This is a genomic window from Phyllobacterium sp. 0TCS1.6A (assembly GCF_026420825.1).
GTDB lineage: Bacteria > Pseudomonadota > Alphaproteobacteria > Rhizobiales > Rhizobiaceae > Phyllobacterium.
On the sequence record NZ_JAPMAB010000006.1, the window covers coordinates 46,550 to 65,960 of the forward strand.

The window sequence follows — 19,411 nt, forward strand, 5'->3', positions numbered from 1 at the left end:
GCCGGGCAGGTGGTTGATGATTTCCACGGACAGAAGCTGAAAATGGTGCCCCCAGAGAGACTCGAACTCCCGACCCTCTGATTACAAATCAGATGCTCTACCAACTGAGCTATAAGGGCAGCGGCGTCCGCATAGCATAAAGCAAATGCCTGTGAAATCAAAAATGCCGGGCGGGGTGAAAAAATATGCGCGGCATCAGGATAGTGCCGGGGATCGGGCCCGTGCCGGAGCGGCAGGTTTCATGCCTTGGCCGGTGTTGAGGGGTTGAAAGCGTGCAGAAGCCACAGCCCTGCAATCACCCCCACCTCCCTCATGCTGCGCTTGTCGAAGCACGCAGCAACGTTGCCGCAATCTTCACCAGCGTTGCATGAATATCGTTTGGATGGATCGCCCGCAGGTGAGGGGCCAGCCATGCAAACTCCACGCAACCGCCACGGCCGCCCGCCGTCATCGTCATTGCGCTTGCCGAAACGGCAATTCGGTGACAACGTTGACGTAAAGGTAATTTGGCGGTGGGGGAGGTTCGAATGGCCCAGGATGCGGATGCCATCATAATCGGCGCCGGGCTTGCCGGGCTCGTTGCGGCGATGGAGCTCACCGCGGCGGGGAAGCGGGTCATCATTCTCGACCAGGAGCCGGAGCAGACGCTTGGCGGGCAGGCGTGGCGGTCTTTCGGCGGGCTGTTCTTCGTCGATTCACCGGAGCAGCGCAGGCTGCGCATCCGCGACTCGCGCGAACTTGCCATGCAGGACTGGATGGGCTCGGCGCGCTTCGACCGGGCGGAGGATGAATGGCCGCGCCGCTGGGCCGAGGCCTATGTCGATTTTGCCGCCGGCGAAAAGCGTTCCTGGCTGCGCGGCCTCGGCATGCGCTGGTTCCCGATCGTCGGCTGGGCCGAGCGCGGCGGGGCGCTGGCTTCGGGCCACGGCAATTCCGTGCCGCGTTTCCACATCACTTGGGGGACGGGGCCCGGTGTGGTCGAGCCTTTCGTCCGGCGCGCCCGCGAAGCCGAGCGTAGCGGCCTGCTGAGCTTTCGCTTCAGGCACAGGGTTACGGCGCTGGCATCGTCTGCCGGCAGGATCGACGAGGTTGCCGGCGACGTGCTGGAACCGAGCGATGTCGAGCGCAGCGCTGCGAGTTCGCGCAAGGTGGTCGGCGATTTTTCGCTGCGCGCGCCGGCGATCATCGTCTGCAGCGGCGGCATTGGCGGCAATCATGCACTCGTGCGAAAGAACTGGCCGGAGAGGCTCGGGCCGGCGCCGAAACGGCTGATCAGCGGCGTGCCGGACCATGTGGACGGGCTGATGCTCGGCATCGCCGGGCAGGCGGGCGCCCATCTCATCAATGGCGATCGCATGTGGCACTATGTCGAGGGCATCCACAACTGGAATCCAATCTGGTCCAGTCACGCCATTCGCATCCTGCCGGGGCCAAGCTCGCTATGGTTCGACGCGCTGGGCAATCGCCTGCCGCCGCCCTGCCTGCCGGGCTTCGATACGCTGGCAACGCTGCACCGGGTGACGCAGACCGGCCATGACTATTCCTGGTTCGTGCTGAACGCCCATATCGCCCGCAAGGAATTCACGCTTTCAGGCTCCGAGCAGAACCCGGATTTCACCAGCGGCAGCTGGCGCCAGGTGGCGAAACGGGCGCTGGGCGGCATGCCCGGGCCGGTGCAGGCTTTCCTCGACCATGGCGAGGATTTCATCGTCGAGAAGGATCTCGGCGACCTGGTGCGCCGCATGAACGGCCTGACCGGCGACAATCTCATCGACGAGGCGCATCTTGCCGCCCAGATCGTGGCGCGCGACCGCGAGGTCGACAATCCATACAGCAAGGACGCGCAGATCACCGCGATTCGCGGCGCCCGCAACTATATCGGCGACCGGCTGGTGCGTGTCGTTCCGCCGCACAGGATCCTCGACCCGAAGCACGGGCCGCTGATCGCGGTGCGCCTCAACATACTGACGCGCAAATCCCTCGGCGGCATCAAGACCGACCTGAGCGCGCGCGCCCTTCGCGCGGATGGAGAACCGCTGGCCGGCGTCTATGCGGCGGGTGAAGCGGCGGGATTTGGCGGCGGCGGCATGCATGGCTACAATTCCCTCGAAGGCACCTTCCTCGGGGGATGTATCTTTTCCGGGCGCATGGCCGGGCGCGCGGCAGCGAAGGAAACCTAGGCCGACCGGGTCAGGCGGCCTGGCTGCCGGCGGCAAGAAACCGCTGGGCCGCATAGAGCGAAATCGCCGCCGCGTTGGAAACATTGAGCGATTTGATGGCGCCGGGCATGTCGAGGCGGGCGAGATGGCTGACCGTCTCGCGGGTCTTCTGCCGCAATCCCTTGCCCTCCGCGCCGAGCACCAGCGCGATGCGGCCGGGCGTCATCGTCTGCTCGAGTTCGAGCGGTCCTTCCGAATCGAGACCGATGGTGACGAAGCCGAGATCGTGCAGTTCGCCGATCGCATCGGCGAGGTTGCGCACCTCGATATGCGGGATGAGTTCGAGCGCGCCGGACGCCGCCTTCGCCAGAACGCCGGATTCCTGCGGGCTGTGCCGCGCGGTGGTGATGATGGCGCCGGCGCCGAAAGCGACGGCCGAGCGCATGATCGCGCCGACATTGTGCGGATCGGTCACCTGGTCGAGAATCAGCAGCAGCGAACTGTCCTGCAATGCCTTCAGCGAATGCGTCTTCAGCGGCCTTGCTTCGATCATGACGCCCTGATGCACCGCTTCGGAACCGGTTTCGCGGTCGATGGCGCGCGGCTCGACGATCTCGACGGCGAAGGGCAGGGCGCCGACGTCGGCGATCTCCAGCCGGTCGAGGGCGTTCCTCGTCACCAGCATGCGCCTGATCTGCCGGGCGGGATTGTCCAGCGCGGCGCGCACCGTGTGAAGGCCATAGAGGCGGATCAGGCCTTCCGGCACCGGAGTGGCGTCGGTCGCCGGCCGCTGCGGGCGCTGAGGCTTGCCGGCCGGACCCTTGCCGGCCGGACCTTTGCCGACGGTACCGGCTTTCTGGTCGCGGAACTGCCGCCGGAGATTGGCGTAATGGGTGTCTTTGGGCGTGCGGGATGATTTTTGATCGGTCATGCCCGCGATATACTCCTTCGCGGGCAAGTTCGATACAGGAGTTTTGCCGCAATTTGCGCGCCGGCTGCATTTTTGTCGGCCTTAAACGGCTCATTTTGTGAAGGCCGCGCATTTTGTGAAGCGAGGTGTTGACACCACGTGGCCTAGTCGGCATAAGGCCCTCCGCAAGCAGCCGCTGACGAACTGGTCCGGTTGACTGCAGAGTGCCTTGTGGTGCGGTTCCATCGGCAATGCCGGAGGGGTGCCCGAGTGGTTAAAGGGGACGGACTGTAAATCCGTTGGCTTGGCCTACGTTGGTTCGAATCCAACCCCCTCCACCATTGCCGGAACCGGACGCCACGATGTGCGGGTATAGCTCAATGGTAGAGCAGCAGCCTTCCAAGCTGAATACGCGGGTTCGATTCCCGCTACCCGCTCCAGATATAGAGAGCACCGCGTACATGCGAGAGCGCGTATTGGTGCTCTTCGTTTTTTGTCTTGAGCATAGTACGCCGCTCATGTGTCCCCATATGACGAGCAGAACGCCGGGACGAATCGAGCCGCAAGGCCTTGAGGCGGAGCGGTTAACTGTGCTGACGGACGGTTCGCTGTCTCGTCTGACTGCAAATATGGGACCGGTGCAGCCGGTTGTGATGACGAGAGAACGACAGTATGGCTAAGAGCAAGTTTGAACGTAACAAGCCGCACGTTAACATTGGCACGATTGGTCACGTGGACCATGGCAAGACGTCGTTGACGGCAGCGATTACGAAGTATTTTGGTGAGTTCAAGGCGTATGACCAGATTGACGCTGCGCCTGAGGAAAAGGCTCGCGGCATCACGATCTCGACGGCGCACGTCGAATACGAGACGGAGAACCGCCACTACGCCCACGTCGACTGCCCCGGCCACGCCGATTATGTGAAGAACATGATCACCGGCGCTGCGCAGATGGACGGCGCGATCCTGGTCGTTTCGGCTGCCGACGGCCCGATGCCGCAGACGCGCGAGCACATTCTTCTCGCCCGCCAGGTTGGCGTTCCTGCGATCGTGGTTTTCCTGAACAAGGTCGACCAGGTTGACGATGCCGAGCTTCTGGAACTGGTCGAGCTCGAGGTTCGCGAGCTGCTGTCGAAGTATGATTTCCCGGGCGACGACATTCCGATCATCAAGGGTTCGGCGCTTGCCGCGCTGGAAGATTCCGACAAGACGATCGGCGAAGATGCGGTTCGCGCGCTGATGGCTGAAGTCGACAAGTACATCCCGACGCCGGAGCGTCCGGTCGACCAGCCGTTCCTGATGCCGATCGAAGACGTTTTCTCGATCTCCGGCCGTGGTACGGTTGTGACGGGCCGCGTCGAGCGTGGCATCGTCAAGGTTGGCGAGGAAGTCGAGATCGTCGGCATCCGTCCGACCTCGAAGACGACGGTTACCGGCGTTGAAATGTTCCGCAAGCTGCTCGACCAGGGCCAGGCTGGCGACAACATCGGTGCGCTGCTGCGCGGTGTCGACCGTGAGGGCGTCGAGCGCGGCCAGATCCTTTGCAAGCCGGGTTCGGTCAAGCCGCACACGAAGTTCAAGGCGGAAGCCTACATCCTGACCAAGGACGAGGGTGGCCGTCATACGCCGTTCTTCACCAACTACCGTCCGCAGTTCTACTTCCGCACGACGGACGTGACGGGTGTGGTGACGCTGCCGGAAGGCACGGAAATGGTCATGCCGGGCGACAACATCGCCGTCGACGTGACGCTGATCGTGCCGATCGCCATGGAAGAGAAGCTGCGCTTCGCTATCCGTGAAGGCGGCCGCACCGTCGGTGCCGGCATCGTCTCCTCGATCATTGAATAAGTCGATATTCATTATCTGACGAAGAGGGCGGTCCATCGGGCCGCCCTTTTTTGTGGCCTGCCTTGTTGGGCATGCTTTGTTGGCCGTGCAAGGAAATCGCGGCCAACAAATTTGCTGCGACTCACAGGAAGTCGCCGATTAGCCCTTGAAAAGGCGGCGGCTTTGTGGAATGTACGCCGCGAAGTAGGGGAGTAGCTCAGTTGGTAGAGCGGCGGTCTCCAAAACCGTAGGTCGCAGGTTCGAATCCTGTCTCCCCTGCCACTACATAGTCTGCCTGTGCACGATTGGATGGTGTATCGACAGATGTTGAGAGGAATTGACTCCGGGGACTTGCGTTTTTCCGGAATCGGTTCTATGTAACGTCAACAGACACGCGGTGCGTGAAGCTGAACGAACAGCTTTACGGGCCGTAATGGTGTGAACGGTCGATATTACAACGATATCCGATGTTTGCAGCAAAACGATACGCACGGGCGGTAAATGGCATCCAAGACGAATCCAATAACTTTCTTTCAGCAGGTGCGCGCTGAAACTGCGAAGGTCACCTGGCCTTCGCGTCGTGAGACGCTGATTTCCACCGCGATGGTGATGGTTATGGCGTTTTTTGCTGCGATTTTCTTTTTCGCAGCTGATCAGTTGATGGCATACGGGATTGATCTCATTCTCGGTCTTGGTCGTTAACGCAGGCTGACAAGAAAAATCGGGATTGGGAATTAGCAATGGCCGCGCGCTGGTATATCGTTCACGCCTATTCGAATTTTGAAAAGAAGGTCGCGGAGTCGATCGAGGAAAAGGCGCGTCAGAAGGGTCTGTCGCACCTGTTCGAGAAGATTCTCGTACCGACCGAGAAAGTGGTGGAGGTGCGCCGCGGCCGCAAGGTTGACGCAGAGCGCAAGTTCTTCCCGGGTTACGTGCTTGTCCGCGCCGATCTGACGGATGATGCCTATCATCTGATCAAGAACACGCCGAAGGTAACCGGTTTCCTTGGCTCGGACAGCAAGCCGATTGCGATCTCCGATCGCGAGGCCGATCAGATCCTGATGCAGGTTCAGGAAGGTGTCGAGCGCCCGAAGGCGTCGATATCCTTCGAGATCGGCGAAAGCGTTCGCGTTGCCGATGGGCCCTTCGCATCGTTCAACGGGACGGTGCAGGAAGTCGACGATGAGCGGTCGCGTCTCAAGGTGGAGGTCTCCATCTTTGGTCGTGCGACCCCCGTCGATCTCGAATTCGGTCAGGTCGAAAAGGTCTGATCGACGGCGGCTCGACGAGCCGCGGACCACGCAAGTGGTCATCATGGTGGGAGGTGAGGCGCCTCAGCCGGGCTTCCAAGCCGCACCACCGAACTGCAATCGCCGGTAAATCCGGCACAATAGACAAGGCAGAGTAGTTATGGCTAAGAAAGTAGCAGGCCAGCTCAAGCTGCAGGTTTCGGCAGGATCGGCAACGCCGTCCCCGCCGATCGGACCGGCACTTGGTCAGCGCGGCATCAACATCATGGAATTCTGCAAGGCCTTCAATGCGGCCACGCAGGAACTGGAAAAGGGTTCGCCCATTCCGGTCGTCATCACCTATTACCAGGACAAGTCCTTCACTTTTGTGATGAAGACGCCGCCTGTTTCGTACTTCCTGAAGAAGGCCGCCAACCTGAAGTCCGGTTCCAAGGAGCCAGGCAAGGTTGTTGCAGGCAATATCTCGCGTGACAAGGTCCGCGAGATCGCTGAAGCGAAGATGAAGGACCTGAATGCAGCCGATGTCGAGGCTGCAATGCGCATGGTCGAAGGTTCTGCCCGTTCGATGGGCCTGGAAGTGGTGGGCTGAGACGATGGCAAAGATTGCAAAGCGCGTAGCTAAGATTCGCGAAGGTGTCGATCGCAACAAGCTGTACGACCTCACCTCGGCCATCGCCCTGGTGAAGGAGCGTGCGGTTGCCAAGTTCGACGAGACCATCGAAGTGGCCATGAACCTCGGCGTTGATCCCCGCCATGCGGACCAGATGGTGCGCGGCGTCGTCAACCTGCCGAATGGCACTGGCCGTTCCGTCCGCGTTGCCGTGTTCGCCCGCGGCGACAAGGCCGAAGAGGCCAAGGCAGCCGGTGCCGACATCGTCGGCGCGGAAGAGCTGTTCGAGATCGTCAATGGCGGCAAGATCGACTTCGATCGCTGCATCGCGACCCCGGACATGATGCCGCTCGTCGGCCGTCTCGGCAAGGTACTCGGCCCGCGCGGCATGATGCCGAACCCGAAGGTCGGCACCGTAACCGCCGACGTTGCCGGCGCCGTCAAGGCGTCCAAGGGCGGCGCTGTCGAGTTCCGCGTCGAGAAGGCCGGTATCGTTCATGCCGGCGTTGGCAAGGCATCCTTCGACGCCAAGGCGCTGGAAGAGAACATCAAGGCATTCGCCGATGCCGTCACCAAGGCAAAGCCTGCGGGCGCCAAGGGTGAATACGTCAAGCGCGTCGCGATTTCGTCGACGATGGGCGCTGGCGTGAAGATCGATCCGTCTACTGTACGGGTCGCCTAAGGCAGTCGTTTAACTATCAGGCCCAATTGCCTGATATGAAAGAATTCCAGGCCCTTCGGGGCCTGGATAGCCGGATGAAAGTCCGGTTATCCTGTCCGAGATTGCGGGTGGTTCGCCTTAATATCGCAAGAACCCGCATGAGACGTGGAAAAACCTGTTTTGTGGGCTTCGGCCCGAAAGACAAGGTTCGAACCGTAGTTGCCTTTCGCTTGCTGCCGGCTTGCCGGTACGGCAAAGGGGACAGGATCCTCGAGAGCTGTTGGTTTCAATCCTGATGGATTGCAGCCGGCGGCGCAAAGGCAACCCGATGGAAGCATGTTCGCTTTCATCAAATGGAGAGAGACAGTGGAAAAAGCGGAAAAGCGCGAATTCGTCGCGTGGCTGAATGGGGTCTTCAAGGATTCCGGTTCAGTTGTCGTGGCCCACTATACCGGTCTCACCGTTGCGCAGTTGAGCGATCTTCGTTCCAGGATGCGTGATGCTGGTGGTACCGTTAAAGTCGCGAAGAACCGCCTCGCCAAAATCGCTCTTCAAGGCACGGATTCGGAAGGCATTGCTGATCTGTTCACAGGTCAGACGCTTGTTGCCTATTCCAATGATCCGATAACGGCACCGAAGATCGCCATCGAATTTGCCAAGGGTAACGAGAAGCTCGTCATTCTTGGTGGCTCGATGGGAACGACGACTCTCGATCCGGAAGGCGTGAAGGCTCTGGCCGCACTGCCGTCCCTCGACGAGTTGCGCGCAAAGCTGCTGGGCATGATCCAGACACCGGCTACGCGCATCGCTCAGATCGTCAACGCACCGGCAGGTCAGCTTGCCCGCGTATTCGGCGCCTATGCCCGGAAGGACGAAGCGGCATAAGGCCGTTCTCGCTGTCAATATATCGAACCTTGTAAAGGAAATTGAAAATGACTGATCTCGCAAAGATCGTAGAAGACCTGTCCAACCTGACCGTTCTCGAAGCTGCCGAACTTTCGAAGCTTCTGGAAGAGAAGTGGGGCGTTTCCGCCGCTGCTCCCGTCGCCGTAGCTGCTGCCGCTGGCGGCGCTGCCGGTGGTGCTGCCGCTGCAGAAGAGAAGACTGAATTCGACGTCGTTCTGACCGATGCCGGCGCTAACAAGATCAACGTGATCAAGGAAGTCCGCGCAATCACCGGTCTCGGCCTCAAGGAAGCCAAGGACCTCGTTGAAGCAGCTCCGAAGCCTGTCAAGGAAGGCGCTGCCAAGGACGAAGCTGAGAAGATCAAGGCACAGCTCGAAGCAGCTGGCGCCAAGGTCGAACTCAAGTAAGCCTTGCGACTATCGGCGGACAGGGCAACCTGTCCGCCAATCCTGTCACCGCGCTTCGAGGGCAAAAGCGACAGGCGGACGAGAATACCCCTCTTCGGAGGGCCGGTACTTAACCCTTTTCCTGATGGCAGGCGGATGCTTTCAGGAAACGGGTTTTGTCCCGTTCATGGGGCCGCACAAGCGGTTTTAAGAAAACAGGCCAGCCTTTCTGGCATAAAGACGAGGAGCGACGATGGCTCAGACCCATTCTTTCAATGGTCGTAGGCGCGTACGCAAGTTTTTCGGTAAGATTCCGGAAGTCGCAGAGATGCCGAACCTCATCGAGGTTCAAAAAGCTTCCTACGATCAGTTCCTGATGGTGGAAGAGCCGAAAGGCGGGCGACTGGATGAAGGTTTGCAGGCTGTGTTCAAGTCTGTCTTCCCGATCCAGGACTTCTCCGGTGCTTCCATGCTCGAATTCGTCAAGTACGAGTTCGAGGCCCCCAAATTCGACGTGGACGAATGCCGTCAACGCGATCTGACTTACGCTGCGCCGCTCAAGGTGACGCTGCGCCTCATCGTGTTCGACATTGACGAGGATACGGGCGCCAAGTCGATCAAGGACATCAAGGAGCAGGACGTCTACATGGGCGACATGCCCCTGATGACGGACAACGGCACCTTCATCGTCAACGGCACGGAGCGCGTGATCGTATCGCAGATGCACCGTTCGCCCGGTGTGTTCTTCGATCACGACAAGGGCAAGACCCACTCTTCCGGCAAGCTGCTGTTCGCAGCGCGCGTCATCCCCTATCGCGGTTCGTGGCTCGACATCGAGTTCGACGCGAAGGACGTCGTCTATGCGCGTATCGATCGCCGCCGCAAGATTCCGGTGACGTCGCTGCTCATGGCGCTCGGCATGGATAGCGAAGAGATCCTTTCGACCTTCTACAACTCCTTCACCTATAGCCGTGACGGCGATAGCTGGCGCATTCCCTATTCGGTGGAGCGCTTCAAGGGCTTCAAGGCCACCAGCGACGTCATCGACGCGGATACGGGCGAAGTCGTGCTCGAAAGCGGCAAGAAGCTGACGGCGCGCAGCGCCAAGCAGCTGGCCGAGAAGGGCCTCAAGTTCATCAAGGCCACGGAAGACGATCTGTTCGGTTCCTATCTCTCCGAAGACATCGTCAACATGGAAACGGGCGAGGTCTATCTCGAAGCGGGCGACGAGCTCGACGAGAAGACGCTGAAGGTTCTGCTCGAGACCGCCGGTGTCAGCGAGATCAATGTTCTCGATATCGACCACGTCAATATCGGACCATATATCCGCAACACGCTTGCAGTGGACAAGAACGAGGGCCGCCAGGACGCGCTGTTCGACATTTACCGTGTCATGCGCCCGGGTGAGCCGCCCACGATCGATTCCGCCGAAGCGATGTTCAAGTCGCTGTTCTTCGACAGCGAACGCTACGACCTGTCGGCCGTTGGCCGCGTCAAGATGAACATGCGCCTCGATCTCGATGCGGAAGATACGGTTCGTATCCTGCGCCGCGAGGACATTCTTGCCGTGGTCAAGATGCTGGTGGACCTGCGCGACGGCCGTGGCGAGATCGACGACATCGACAATCTCGGCAACCGCCGCGTTCGTTCCGTTGGCGAGCTGATGGAAAATCAGTACCGCGTCGGCCTGCTGCGCATGGAGCGCGCCATCAAGGAGCGCATGTCGTCGATCGAGATCGATACGGTCATGCCGCAGGATCTGATCAATGCGAAGCCGGCTGCCGCTGCCGTCCGCGAATTCTTCGGCTCCTCGCAGCTGTCGCAGTTCATGGACCAGACCAACCCGCTTTCCGAGATCACGCACAAGCGTCGTCTCTCGGCGCTTGGACCGGGCGGTCTGACCCGCGAGCGTGCAGGCTTCGAGGTTCGCGACGTTCATCCGACGCATTATGGCCGTATCTGCCCGATCGAGACGCCGGAAGGCCCGAATATCGGTCTGATCAACTCGCTGGCCACCTTTGCCCGGGTCAACAAGTACGGCTTCATCGAAAGCCCGTACCGCAAGATCATCGATGGCAGGGTGACGGACGAGGTTGTCTACCTCTCGGCCATGGAAGAGGCGAAGTACCACGTGGCGCAGGCCAATGTGGAGCTCGACGCCACCGGTGCCTTCACGGACGAGTTCGTCGTATGCCGCCATGCCGGCGAAGTTCTGATGGCCCCGCGCGAAAACGTGGACCTGATGGACGTGTCTCCGAAGCAGCTGGTCTCGGTTGCAGCGGCGCTCATTCCCTTCCTCGAGAATGACGACGCCAACCGCGCGCTCATGGGCTCGAACATGCAGCGTCAGGCCGTTCCCCTCGTTCGCGCCGAAGCGCCGTTCGTCGGAACCGGCATGGAGCCGATCGTCGCCCGCGACTCCGGCGCCGCCATTGGCGCGCGTCGTACGGGCATCGTCGATCAGGTGGATGCGACACGTATCGTCATCCGCGCGACCGAGGACCTCGTGCCCGGCAAGTCGGGCGTCGATATCTATCGCCTGATGAAGTTCCAGCGCTCGAACCAGAACACCTGCATTAACCAGCGTCCGCTGGTTCGCGTCGGTGACCGGATCGAGAAGGGCGACATCATTGCCGACGGTCCGTCCACGGATCTGGGCGATCTGGCGCTCGGCCGCAACGTGCTCGTCGCGTTCATGCCGTGGAATGGCTACAACTACGAGGATTCGATCCTTCTTTCCGAGAAGATCGTGTCCGATGACGTCTTCACCTCGATCCATATCGAGGAATTCGAGGTCATGGCCCGCGACACCAAGCTCGGACCGGAAGAAATCACGCGCGACATTCCGAATGTCTCGGAAGAAGCGCTGAAGAACCTGGACGAAGCCGGTATCGTCTATATCGGCGCCGAGGTTCAGCCGGGCGATATCCTCGTCGGCAAGATCACGCCGAAGGGCGAAAGCCCGATGACGCCGGAAGAGAAGCTTCTGCGCGCCATCTTCGGCGAGAAGGCGTCGGACGTTCGTGACACCTCCATGCGCATGCCGCCCGGAACCTATGGTACGGTTGTGGAAGTTCGTGTTTTCAATCGCCATGGCGTTGAAAAGGACGAGCGCGCAATGGCGATCGAGCGCGAGGAGATCGAGCGCCTGGCCAAGGACCGCGATGACGAACAGGCTATTCTGGACCGCAACGTCTATGGACGTCTGTCCGAGTTCCTGGACGGCAAGCAGGCTGTTGCCGGACCTAAGACCTTCAAGAAGGGCACGGTCGTCAACCAGGACGTGATGGGTGAGTATCCTCGTTCCCAGTGGTGGCAGTTTGCCGTCGACGACGAGAAGCTCCAGGGCGAAATCGAAGCTCTGCGCAACCAGTACGACGATTCCAAGAAGTTGCTCGAGCAGCGCTTCATGGACAAGGTCGAGAAAGTACAGCGCGGCGACGAGATGCCTCCGGGCGTCATGAAGATGGTCAAGGTCTTCGTTGCCGTGAAGCGCAAGATCCAGCCGGGCGACAAGATGGCCGGCCGTCATGGCAACAAGGGCGTGGTTTCGCGTATTGCCGCCGTTGAAGACATGCCGTTCCTCGAGGACGGTACCCATGTCGACATCGTGCTCAATCCGCTGGGCGTGCCGAGCCGCATGAATGTGGGCCAGATCCTGGAGACGCATCTGGGCTGGGCCTGCGCCGGAATGGGCAAGAAGATCGGTGATCTGATCGAGGCCTACAAGGCACAGGGCGATATCGCACCGCTGCGCACCACGATCGAGTCCATCATACCGGACAATGATCGTAACGAACCTGTTCGGAACTATGACGACGAGAGCATCGTTCGTCTTGGTGAGCAGATGAAGCGTGGTGTTTCGATCGCAACGCCGGTCTTCGACGGCGCGCATGAGCCGGACATCAATGTGATGCTGGAGCAGGCGGGTCTGAAGGCTTCCGGCCAGTCCACGCTTTATGATGGACGTACGGGCGAGCCGTTCGACCGTCAGGTGACCGTAGGCTACATCTACATGCTCAAGCTGCATCACCTGGTCGACGACAAGATCCATGCCCGTTCGATCGGACCATACTCGCTGGTAACGCAGCAGCCCCTGGGCGGTAAGGCCCAGTTCGGCGGTCAGCGCTTCGGCGAGATGGAGGTCTGGGCACTCGAGGCCTATGGTGCAGCCTATACGCTGCAGGAAATGCTGACGGTGAAGTCGGATGACGTCGCCGGACGCACCAAGGTCTACGAGGCGATCGTCCGCGGCGACGATACGTTCGAGGCAGGCATACCGGAGAGCTTCAACGTTCTCGTCAAGGAAATGCGCTCGCTCGGTCTCAATGTGGAGCTGGACGATACGCGTCAGCTCGAACAGCAGCAGCAGGCACTGCCTGACGCTGCCGAGTAAAAAGGGCAGGGTGCGCGCCCGCCGCGCACCCGCCCCGCACATGATCGGATCATGTGCGATGCAGGATTCTACTACGGGCCGCGAATGCGGCATTTGATCCAGATGGACCCGCGGCGGCGGCAATCCATCGCAAGAAAAGGGCATATTCTGCCCCATGGAGAAACGGCATGAACCAAGAGGTCATGAATCTTTTCAATCCTCAGGCGCCTCTTCAGGCCTTCGATTCCATCCGGATATCGATCGCCAGCCCTGAGAAGATTCTGTCCTGGTCATACGGTGAGATCAAGAAGCCGGAGACGATCAACTACCGCACCTTCAAGCCGGAGCGGGATGGTCTTTTCTGTGCACGGATCTTCGGGCCGATCAAGGACTATGAATGCTTGTGCGGCAAGTACAAGCGCATGAAATACAAGGGCATCATCTGCGAGAAGTGCGGCGTCGAAGTCACGCTGTCGCGCGTCCGCCGTGAGCGCATGGGCCATATCGAACTCGCAGCTCCGGTTGCGCATATCTGGTTCCTGAAGTCGCTGCCCAGCCGCATCGGCACCCTGCTCGACATGACCCTCAAGGGCATCGAGCGCGTGCTCTATTTCGAGAACTATATCGTCACCGAGCCCGGCCTGACTGCGCTGAAGGAGCACCAGCTCCTTTCAGAAGAAGAATATATGATCGCGGTCGACGAATATGGTGAGGACGCCTTCACCGCGCTCATCGGCGCAGAGGCGATCCACGAACTGCTCGCATCGATGGACCTCGAGAAGATCGCCAATGAACTGCGCGAGGACCTTGCGACGACGACGTCCGATCTGAAGCAGAAGAAGCTGATGAAGCGTCTGAAGATCGTCGAGAACTTCCTCGAATCCGGCAATCGTCCCGAGTGGATGATCATGAAGACCATTCCGGTCATCCCGCCGGATCTGCGTCCGCTCGTGCCGCTGGATGGCGGCCGTTTCGCGACGTCGGACCTCAACGATCTGTACCGCCGCGTCATCAACCGCAACAATCGCCTGAAGCGGCTGATCGAATTGCGCGCACCGGGCATCATCATCCGCAACGAGAAGCGCATGCTTCAGGAATCGGTCGATGCGCTGTTCGACAATGGCCGTCGCGGCCGCGTCATCACCGGCGCCAACAAGCGCCCGCTGAAGTCGCTGTCCGACATGCTCAAGGGCAAGCAGGGCCGCTTCCGCCAGAACCTGCTCGGCAAGCGCGTCGACTATTCCGGCCGTTCCGTCATCGTGACGGGCCCGGAGCTCAAGCTGCACCAGTGCGGCCTGCCGAAGAAGATGGCGCTCGAACTGTTCAAGCCGTTCATCTATGCGCGTCTTGACGCCAAGGGCTACTCGTCCACCGTCAAGCAGGCCAAGAAGCTGGTCGAGAAGGAAAAGCCGGAAGTCTGGGATATCCTCGACGAGGTCATTCGCGAGCATCCGGTTCTGTTGAACCGCGCTCCGACGCTGCACCGTCTCGGCATCCAGGCATTCGAGCCGATCCTGATCGAGGGCAAAGCCATCCAGCTGCACCCGCTCGTCTGCACCGCGTTCAATGCGGATTTCGACGGCGACCAGATGGCTGTCCACGTGCCGCTTTCGCTGGAAGCACAGCTCGAAGCACGCGTCCTGATGATGTCGACGAACAATATCCTGCATCCCGCCAATGGTTTGCCGGTCATCGTTCCGTCGCAGGACATGGTTCTCGGTCTCTACTATCTGTCGATCGTTGCCGCCAAGGAGCCGGGCGAGGGCATGGCCTTTGCCGACATGGGCGAATTGCATCATGCGATCGGCAGCGGCGCAGTGACCCTGCACACCAAGATCAAGGGCCGCTTCAAGAGCATCGACGCCGATGGCAAGCCGACCTCGAAGATCTATGAGACCACCCCTGGCCGCATGATCATCGGCGAGCTTCTGCCGAAGCACCACAATGTGCCTTTCGACATCTGCAACCAGGAAATGACCAAGAAGAACATCTCCAAGATGATCGACACGGTCTATCGCCACTGCGGCCAGAAAGAGACGGTCATCTTCTGCGACCGCATCATGCAGCTCGGCTTCAGCCATGCCTGCCGCGCCGGCATTTCCTTCGGCAAGGACGACATGGTCATTCCGGAAACCAAGGCGAAGCTCGTTGCCGAGACCGAAGCCCTGGCGACCGAGTATGAGCAGCAGTACAATGACGGCCTGATCACCCAGGGCGAAAAGTACAACAAGGTCGTCGATGCCTGGGGCAAGTGCACCGAGAAGGTCGCCGACGAGATGATGGCGCGCATCAAGGCCGTCGAGTTCGATCCTGCGACTGGACGCCAGAAGCAGATGAACTCGATCTACATGATGTCCCACTCCGGTGCTCGTGGCTCGCCCAACCAGATGCGCCAGCTTGGCGGCATGCGCGGCCTGATGGCCAAGCCTTCGGGCGAAATCATCGAGACGCCGATCATCTCGAACTTCAAGGAAGGCCTCACCGTTAACGAGTACTTCAACTCGACCCACGGTGCCCGCAAGGGTCTCGCCGATACCGCCTTGAAGACCGCGAACTCGGGTTACCTGACGCGTCGTCTCGTCGACGTTGCCCAGGATTGCATCGTCATCTCGACCGATTGCGGCACCACGACCGGCCTTACCATGCAGCCGATCGTCGATGCCGGCCAGGTTGTCGCGACGCTCGGCCAGCGCGTTCTCGGACGCACCGCCCTCGAGGACATTCTTCATCCGGCAACGGGCGAAGTCATCGTCACCGGCGGCAACATCATCGACGAGTTCGATGTCGATGCCATCGAGAAGGCAGGCGTGCAGTCGATCCGCATCCGTTCGGCGCTCACCTGTGAGACCCGCGGCGGCATCTGCGCCAAGTGCTATGGTCGTGACCTTGCACGCGGTACGCCCGTCAATCAGGGTGAGGCTGTCGGCGTCATCGCCGCCCAGTCCATCGGTGAGCCGGGCACGCAGCTGACGATGCGTACGTTCCACCTTGGTGGTACGGCGCAGGTTGTCGATCAGTCGTTCCTCGAGGCCAGCTATGAGGGTACGGTGCAGATCCGCAACCGTAACGTCGTGCGCAACTCGGACGGCCATCTCGTCGTCATGGGCCGCAACATGGCCGTGGCCATCCTCGATGCCTCGGGCAAGGAGCGCGCTACGCACCGCGTCACCTACGGTTCGCGCATCTATGTCGATGACGGCGATACCGTGAAGCGCGGCCAGCGCATTGCCGAGTGGGATCCCTATACCCGCCCGGTCATGACGGAAGTCGAGGGCCATGTCGAATTCGAGGACATGGTCGACGGTCTTTCCGTTGCTGAAACGACGGACGAGTCGACCGGCATCACCAAGCGTGTCGTCATCGACTGGCGTTCCACGCCGCGCGGTTCGGATCTGAAGCCTGCCATCGTCGTCAAGGACAAGGCCGGCAAGGTTCTGAAACTCGCAAAGGGTGGCGATGCCCGCTTCCAGCTGTCGGTGGAATCGATCCTTTCGGTCGAGCCAGGTTCGCATGTCAAGGCAGGCGACGTTCTGGCCCGTATCCCGATGGAAAGCGCCAAGACCAAGGACATCACCGGTGGTCTGCCGCGCGTTGCCGAACTGTTCGAGGCTCGCCGTCCGAAGGATCACGCCATCATCGCCGAGATCGATGGTACGGTTCGCTTCGGCCGCGACTACAAGAACAAGCGCCGCATCGTCATTGAACCGAATGATGAGACGCTCGAGCCAGTCGAATATCTGATCCCCAAGGGCAAGCCTTTCCATCTCCAGGACGGCGACGCCATCGAAAAGGGCGATTACATCCTCGACGGCAACCCGGCGCCGCACGACATTCTGGCTATCAAGGGCGTGGAGGCCTTGGCTTCCTATCTCGTCAATGAAATCCAGGAAGTCTACCGTTTGCAGGGCGTTCTGATCAACGACAAGCACATCGAGGTGATCGTTCGCCAGATGCTGCAGAAGGTTGAGATCACCGAATCCGGCGATACCGGCTTCATTCCGGGCGATCATGTTGACCGCATCGAGCTCGATGAGATCAATGAGCGTCTCGAGGAAGACGGCAAGAAGCCGGGCTATGGTACTCCGGTTCTGCTCGGCATCACCAAGGCATCGCTGCAGACGCCATCCTTCATCTCGGCCGCTTCCTTCCAGGAAACGACGCGCGTCCTCACCGAGGCCGCAGTTGCCGGCAAGATGGATGCGCTGCAGGGCCTGAAGGAAAACGTGATCGTCGGTCGTCTGATCCCGGCAGGTACGGGCGGAACGGTCAAGCAGATCCGCCGCATCGCCGGTGCTCGCGACGAGCTCATCATCGACGAGCGTCGCAAGGAAGCAGGGGCCAGCGCCGCCAAGGCAGGTCCGATGCTGACAGATATGACGGGTCAGCCGGCCGAATAAGCCAGTTACCCCGCCAGACAAGAAAGCCGCCGCGGAGCGATCCGCGGCGGCTTTTCATTTGAAGCCGTGATCAGGATTTGGCTGACGCGCCTGGATGAGTCAGCCTTGGCCGAAGGTTGAAACCTTCGCGCCGGGCTATTCTTCGAATTCGATCAATGCCGCCTGGCCGGTGAGGGCATTCTTGTAGGCCGAGCGGTGGGGCTCTTCGTCGGGTTCTTCCGTTATCGAGCCGATTTCGTGCAATTCGGCTTCTTCATAGCCCTGCGCCGCGAAAATGCGCAGCGCGAGATCGACCAGCCCATCGGTATCTTCGGTGACAAGCAGCAGGTGCGCATGTTTCGGCTCCTCGTTCTTGTCCTTCCAGACGTCGGCGACGACGAGATGAACGGTCTGGGCGTGAGTTTCTTCAGTCATGATTGTTTCCGTGCATATCTGCGATCATGGGGTTAACGCCGATCCGGCGCGGAGGTTCAACCAGCAGTTTCCGGCGTAGCGTCGTTAACGACATCGCCGGCCCCGCCGCTTGCGTCGCAACGGCTCTGCAGGCTCATCAATTCCCTGACCGTTTCCAATGCCTCGCGCGGGGAACGCCCCAGCATGCGCTCGGTCTCGATTGCCCGCATCCAGAGCCGCAATTGTGTTTCGCTGAAAGTGTTCGACACGTTGATTTTTCTCCTGGCGGGGGCTGGCGCTGCTACCGCCGGTTTATACAATGGCCTTGCTCGCCCTATACTTGCGACATCAGGCCGATAATCTGGCTGGCCGGCACAGTTGGCTCTATGTGCTTGCTCTCAAGGCTGCTAAGCTCAAGCATGACGCTCAATTCGCGTCGTCGATAAGCTGTTTTGTTCATATTCCCTTTGTGGCCGCTGCGCCACTGCATTTCCAGGTTTTGTTTGCCATTCCGTTCAGCAGGTCTTCTTCGCCTCCACTGAAATATCGCGTTTGCCCCTCCATTAGAGGTCTTGTCCGTATGACGAATGTTGTTTTTCAGCCGGGATCCGCCCATGTCTGCGCGCCGTAATTTCGCGGCGAACCTGCGCAGGCTGTGCTTGACCCGTGGAAGTATCAGCGCCGCTTCAAGGCAGCTTGGCATCCATCGCGCCCAGATGGAAAAATATCTGACGGGCAAGAGCGAACCCAATGCCGAGACGCGCCGCACCATCTGCCTGTTTTTCGGGGTCGACGAGGCGCAAATCTATCAGACGCCCGATGATGCCGGCTTTGGCGAGCGGGTTGACCTGGGACATTTCAATGTGCTGGACGAGGGCCGCAAGCTCGTTCAACCGCTGCTGCGCGAGCCGGCCGCATCGATCGCAACCGGTCTTTACTACCTCTATTTCACCATGCCGGGCCATCCGGGCAAGCTCGTCTGCGCGCTCATGGCCATCGGCCGGCGAGGCGCGGCGACCCTGTTTCGTCGTTTGACCCATAGATCGGACGGTTATGCCGGCCAGCGCAGCCAGGCTTTTGGCGACCATCGCGGCCTGGTGGTGGAGCGCTGGGGCGCATTCCTGTTCATGGGCATCAATGCGTGCGGTGTCCACGAGCCCTCGCTGTTGCGATTGCATTGGCTCAACACGACCGATGCGATGCTCGGCGGCTATGCCATGGTGCATACGCCCAATGGCTGGTCATTCGCCTCGATCATCATGCAGCCGGTGAATTCGAGGGCGACGCTGATGGAAACGGTGCGCGCCAGCCGGTCGCGCAGCGCCGACAATGCGCTCATTCCGCCCCTGATCCACGAATTGATCGCCCGGCAGGGCGCCAATCTCATCGACTCGCTGCGACGCGAGCTTGGTCGCTGAGCTCGCCGCCAGACTGGAAATCCGGATTGCGGGTCAAGACACCGCGGACGCGATGCTCGGCGGCTATGCCATGGTGCATACGCCCAATGGCTGGTCATTCGCCTCAATCATCATGCAGC

Annotated in this window: 15 protein-coding genes and 4 tRNA genes; 14 read left to right on the forward strand and 5 right to left on the reverse strand. The window is 60.3% G+C overall.

Features of this window, described 5'->3' with window-relative positions; all coding sequences use genetic code 11:
• Nucleotides 1–43: 43 nt before the first annotated feature.
• Nucleotides 44–119, reverse strand: a tRNA-Thr gene (locus OSJ75_RS13930).
• Nucleotides 120–527: 408 nt separating this feature from the next.
• Between OSJ75_RS13930 and OSJ75_RS13935 the strand changes: the two genes are divergently transcribed.
• The gene (locus tag OSJ75_RS13935) at nt 528–2,180 is read left to right on the forward strand and encodes an FAD-binding dehydrogenase (protein ID WP_267228496.1); all 1,653 of its coding nucleotides are present in this window, start codon (nt 528–530) and stop codon (nt 2,178–2,180) included.
• Between the two features lie 10 nt (nt 2,181–2,190).
• Here the strand turns inward: OSJ75_RS13935 and rlmB are convergent, their stop codons facing one another.
• Entirely contained in the window at nt 2,191–3,090 is a 900-nt protein-coding gene (gene rlmB, locus OSJ75_RS13940) for a 23S rRNA (guanosine(2251)-2'-O)-methyltransferase RlmB (protein WP_267228497.1), read from the reverse strand.
• 235 nt (nt 3,091–3,325) lie between these two features.
• Here rlmB and OSJ75_RS13945 point away from each other — a divergent pair.
• From OSJ75_RS13945 to rpoC, 12 genes are all read left to right on the forward strand, one after another.
• A tRNA-Tyr gene (locus OSJ75_RS13945) sits at nt 3,326–3,410 on the forward strand.
• A gap of 25 nt (nt 3,411–3,435) precedes the next feature.
• Nucleotides 3,436–3,509 (forward strand) — tRNA-Gly (locus tag OSJ75_RS13950).
• Nucleotides 3,510–3,741: 232 nt separating this feature from the next.
• Nucleotides 3,742–4,917 carry an elongation factor Tu gene (tuf, locus tag OSJ75_RS13955; RefSeq protein WP_252597184.1) on the forward strand — a complete coding sequence of 392 codons (1,176 nt, stop codon included), beginning with the start codon at nt 3,742–3,744 and terminating at the stop codon, nt 4,915–4,917.
• A 185-nt stretch (nt 4,918–5,102) separates the two neighbouring features.
• A tRNA-Trp gene (locus tag OSJ75_RS13960) sits at nt 5,103–5,178 on the forward strand.
• 219 nt (nt 5,179–5,397) lie between these two features.
• On the forward strand, nt 5,398–5,598 hold the full coding sequence (gene secE, locus OSJ75_RS13965; RefSeq protein WP_250020275.1) for a preprotein translocase subunit SecE: 201 nt from the start codon (nt 5,398–5,400) through the stop codon (nt 5,596–5,598).
• 38 nt (nt 5,599–5,636) lie between these two features.
• A complete protein-coding gene (nusG, locus tag OSJ75_RS13970) occupies nt 5,637–6,167 on the forward strand; it encodes a transcription termination/antitermination protein NusG (protein ID WP_250020276.1) in 531 nt (176 codons plus the stop codon).
• 139 nt (nt 6,168–6,306) lie between these two features.
• Nucleotides 6,307–6,735: a 50S ribosomal protein L11 gene (gene rplK / locus OSJ75_RS13975; RefSeq protein WP_250020277.1), complete on the forward strand. Its 429-nt coding sequence runs from the start codon at nt 6,307–6,309 to the stop codon at nt 6,733–6,735.
• Nucleotides 6,736–6,739: 4 nt separating this feature from the next.
• A complete protein-coding gene (gene rplA / locus OSJ75_RS13980) occupies nt 6,740–7,438 on the forward strand; it encodes a 50S ribosomal protein L1 (protein WP_250020278.1) in 699 nt (232 codons plus the stop codon).
• Between the two features lie 345 nt (nt 7,439–7,783).
• Nucleotides 7,784–8,302 (forward strand): 50S ribosomal protein L10, encoded by a 519-nt coding sequence (gene rplJ / locus OSJ75_RS13985; RefSeq protein WP_250020279.1) that lies wholly within the window; start codon nt 7,784–7,786, stop codon nt 8,300–8,302.
• 47 nt (nt 8,303–8,349) lie between these two features.
• The gene (rplL, locus tag OSJ75_RS13990; RefSeq protein ID WP_250020280.1) at nt 8,350–8,730 is read left to right on the forward strand and encodes a 50S ribosomal protein L7/L12; all 381 of its coding nucleotides are present in this window, start codon (nt 8,350–8,352) and stop codon (nt 8,728–8,730) included.
• A 232-nt stretch (nt 8,731–8,962) separates the two neighbouring features.
• A complete protein-coding gene (gene rpoB, locus OSJ75_RS13995) occupies nt 8,963–13,105 on the forward strand; it encodes a DNA-directed RNA polymerase subunit beta (RefSeq protein ID WP_250020281.1) in 4,143 nt (1,380 codons plus the stop codon).
• Nucleotides 13,106–13,272: 167 nt separating this feature from the next.
• Complete coding sequence (gene rpoC / locus OSJ75_RS14000) at nt 13,273–17,481, forward strand: DNA-directed RNA polymerase subunit beta' (RefSeq protein WP_250020282.1); 4,209 nt, start codon at nt 13,273–13,275, stop codon at nt 17,479–17,481.
• 135 nt (nt 17,482–17,616) lie between these two features.
• Here rpoC and OSJ75_RS14005 read toward each other — a convergent pair whose 3' ends face one another.
• The 3 genes from OSJ75_RS14005 to OSJ75_RS14015 form a co-directional block, all read right to left on the reverse strand.
• Nucleotides 17,617–17,895: a hypothetical protein gene (locus tag OSJ75_RS14005; RefSeq protein WP_250020283.1), complete on the reverse strand. Its 279-nt coding sequence runs from the start codon at nt 17,893–17,895 to the stop codon at nt 17,617–17,619.
• Nucleotides 17,896–17,951: 56 nt separating this feature from the next.
• Nucleotides 17,952–18,143: a hypothetical protein gene (locus OSJ75_RS14010; protein WP_267228498.1), complete on the reverse strand. Its 192-nt coding sequence runs from the start codon at nt 18,141–18,143 to the stop codon at nt 17,952–17,954.
• A gap of 65 nt (nt 18,144–18,208) precedes the next feature.
• Nucleotides 18,209–18,490: a hypothetical protein gene (locus tag OSJ75_RS14015; RefSeq protein ID WP_267228499.1), complete on the reverse strand. Its 282-nt coding sequence runs from the start codon at nt 18,488–18,490 to the stop codon at nt 18,209–18,211.
• On the opposite strand from OSJ75_RS14015, the gene OSJ75_RS14020 reads away from it, so the two are divergent.
• On the forward strand, nt 18,489–19,292 hold the full coding sequence (locus OSJ75_RS14020; RefSeq protein WP_267228500.1) for a helix-turn-helix domain-containing protein: 804 nt from the start codon (nt 18,489–18,491) through the stop codon (nt 19,290–19,292). The two genes, OSJ75_RS14015 and OSJ75_RS14020, sit on opposite strands and share 2 nt — an antisense overlap.
• Nucleotides 19,293–19,411 lie beyond the last annotated feature (119 nt).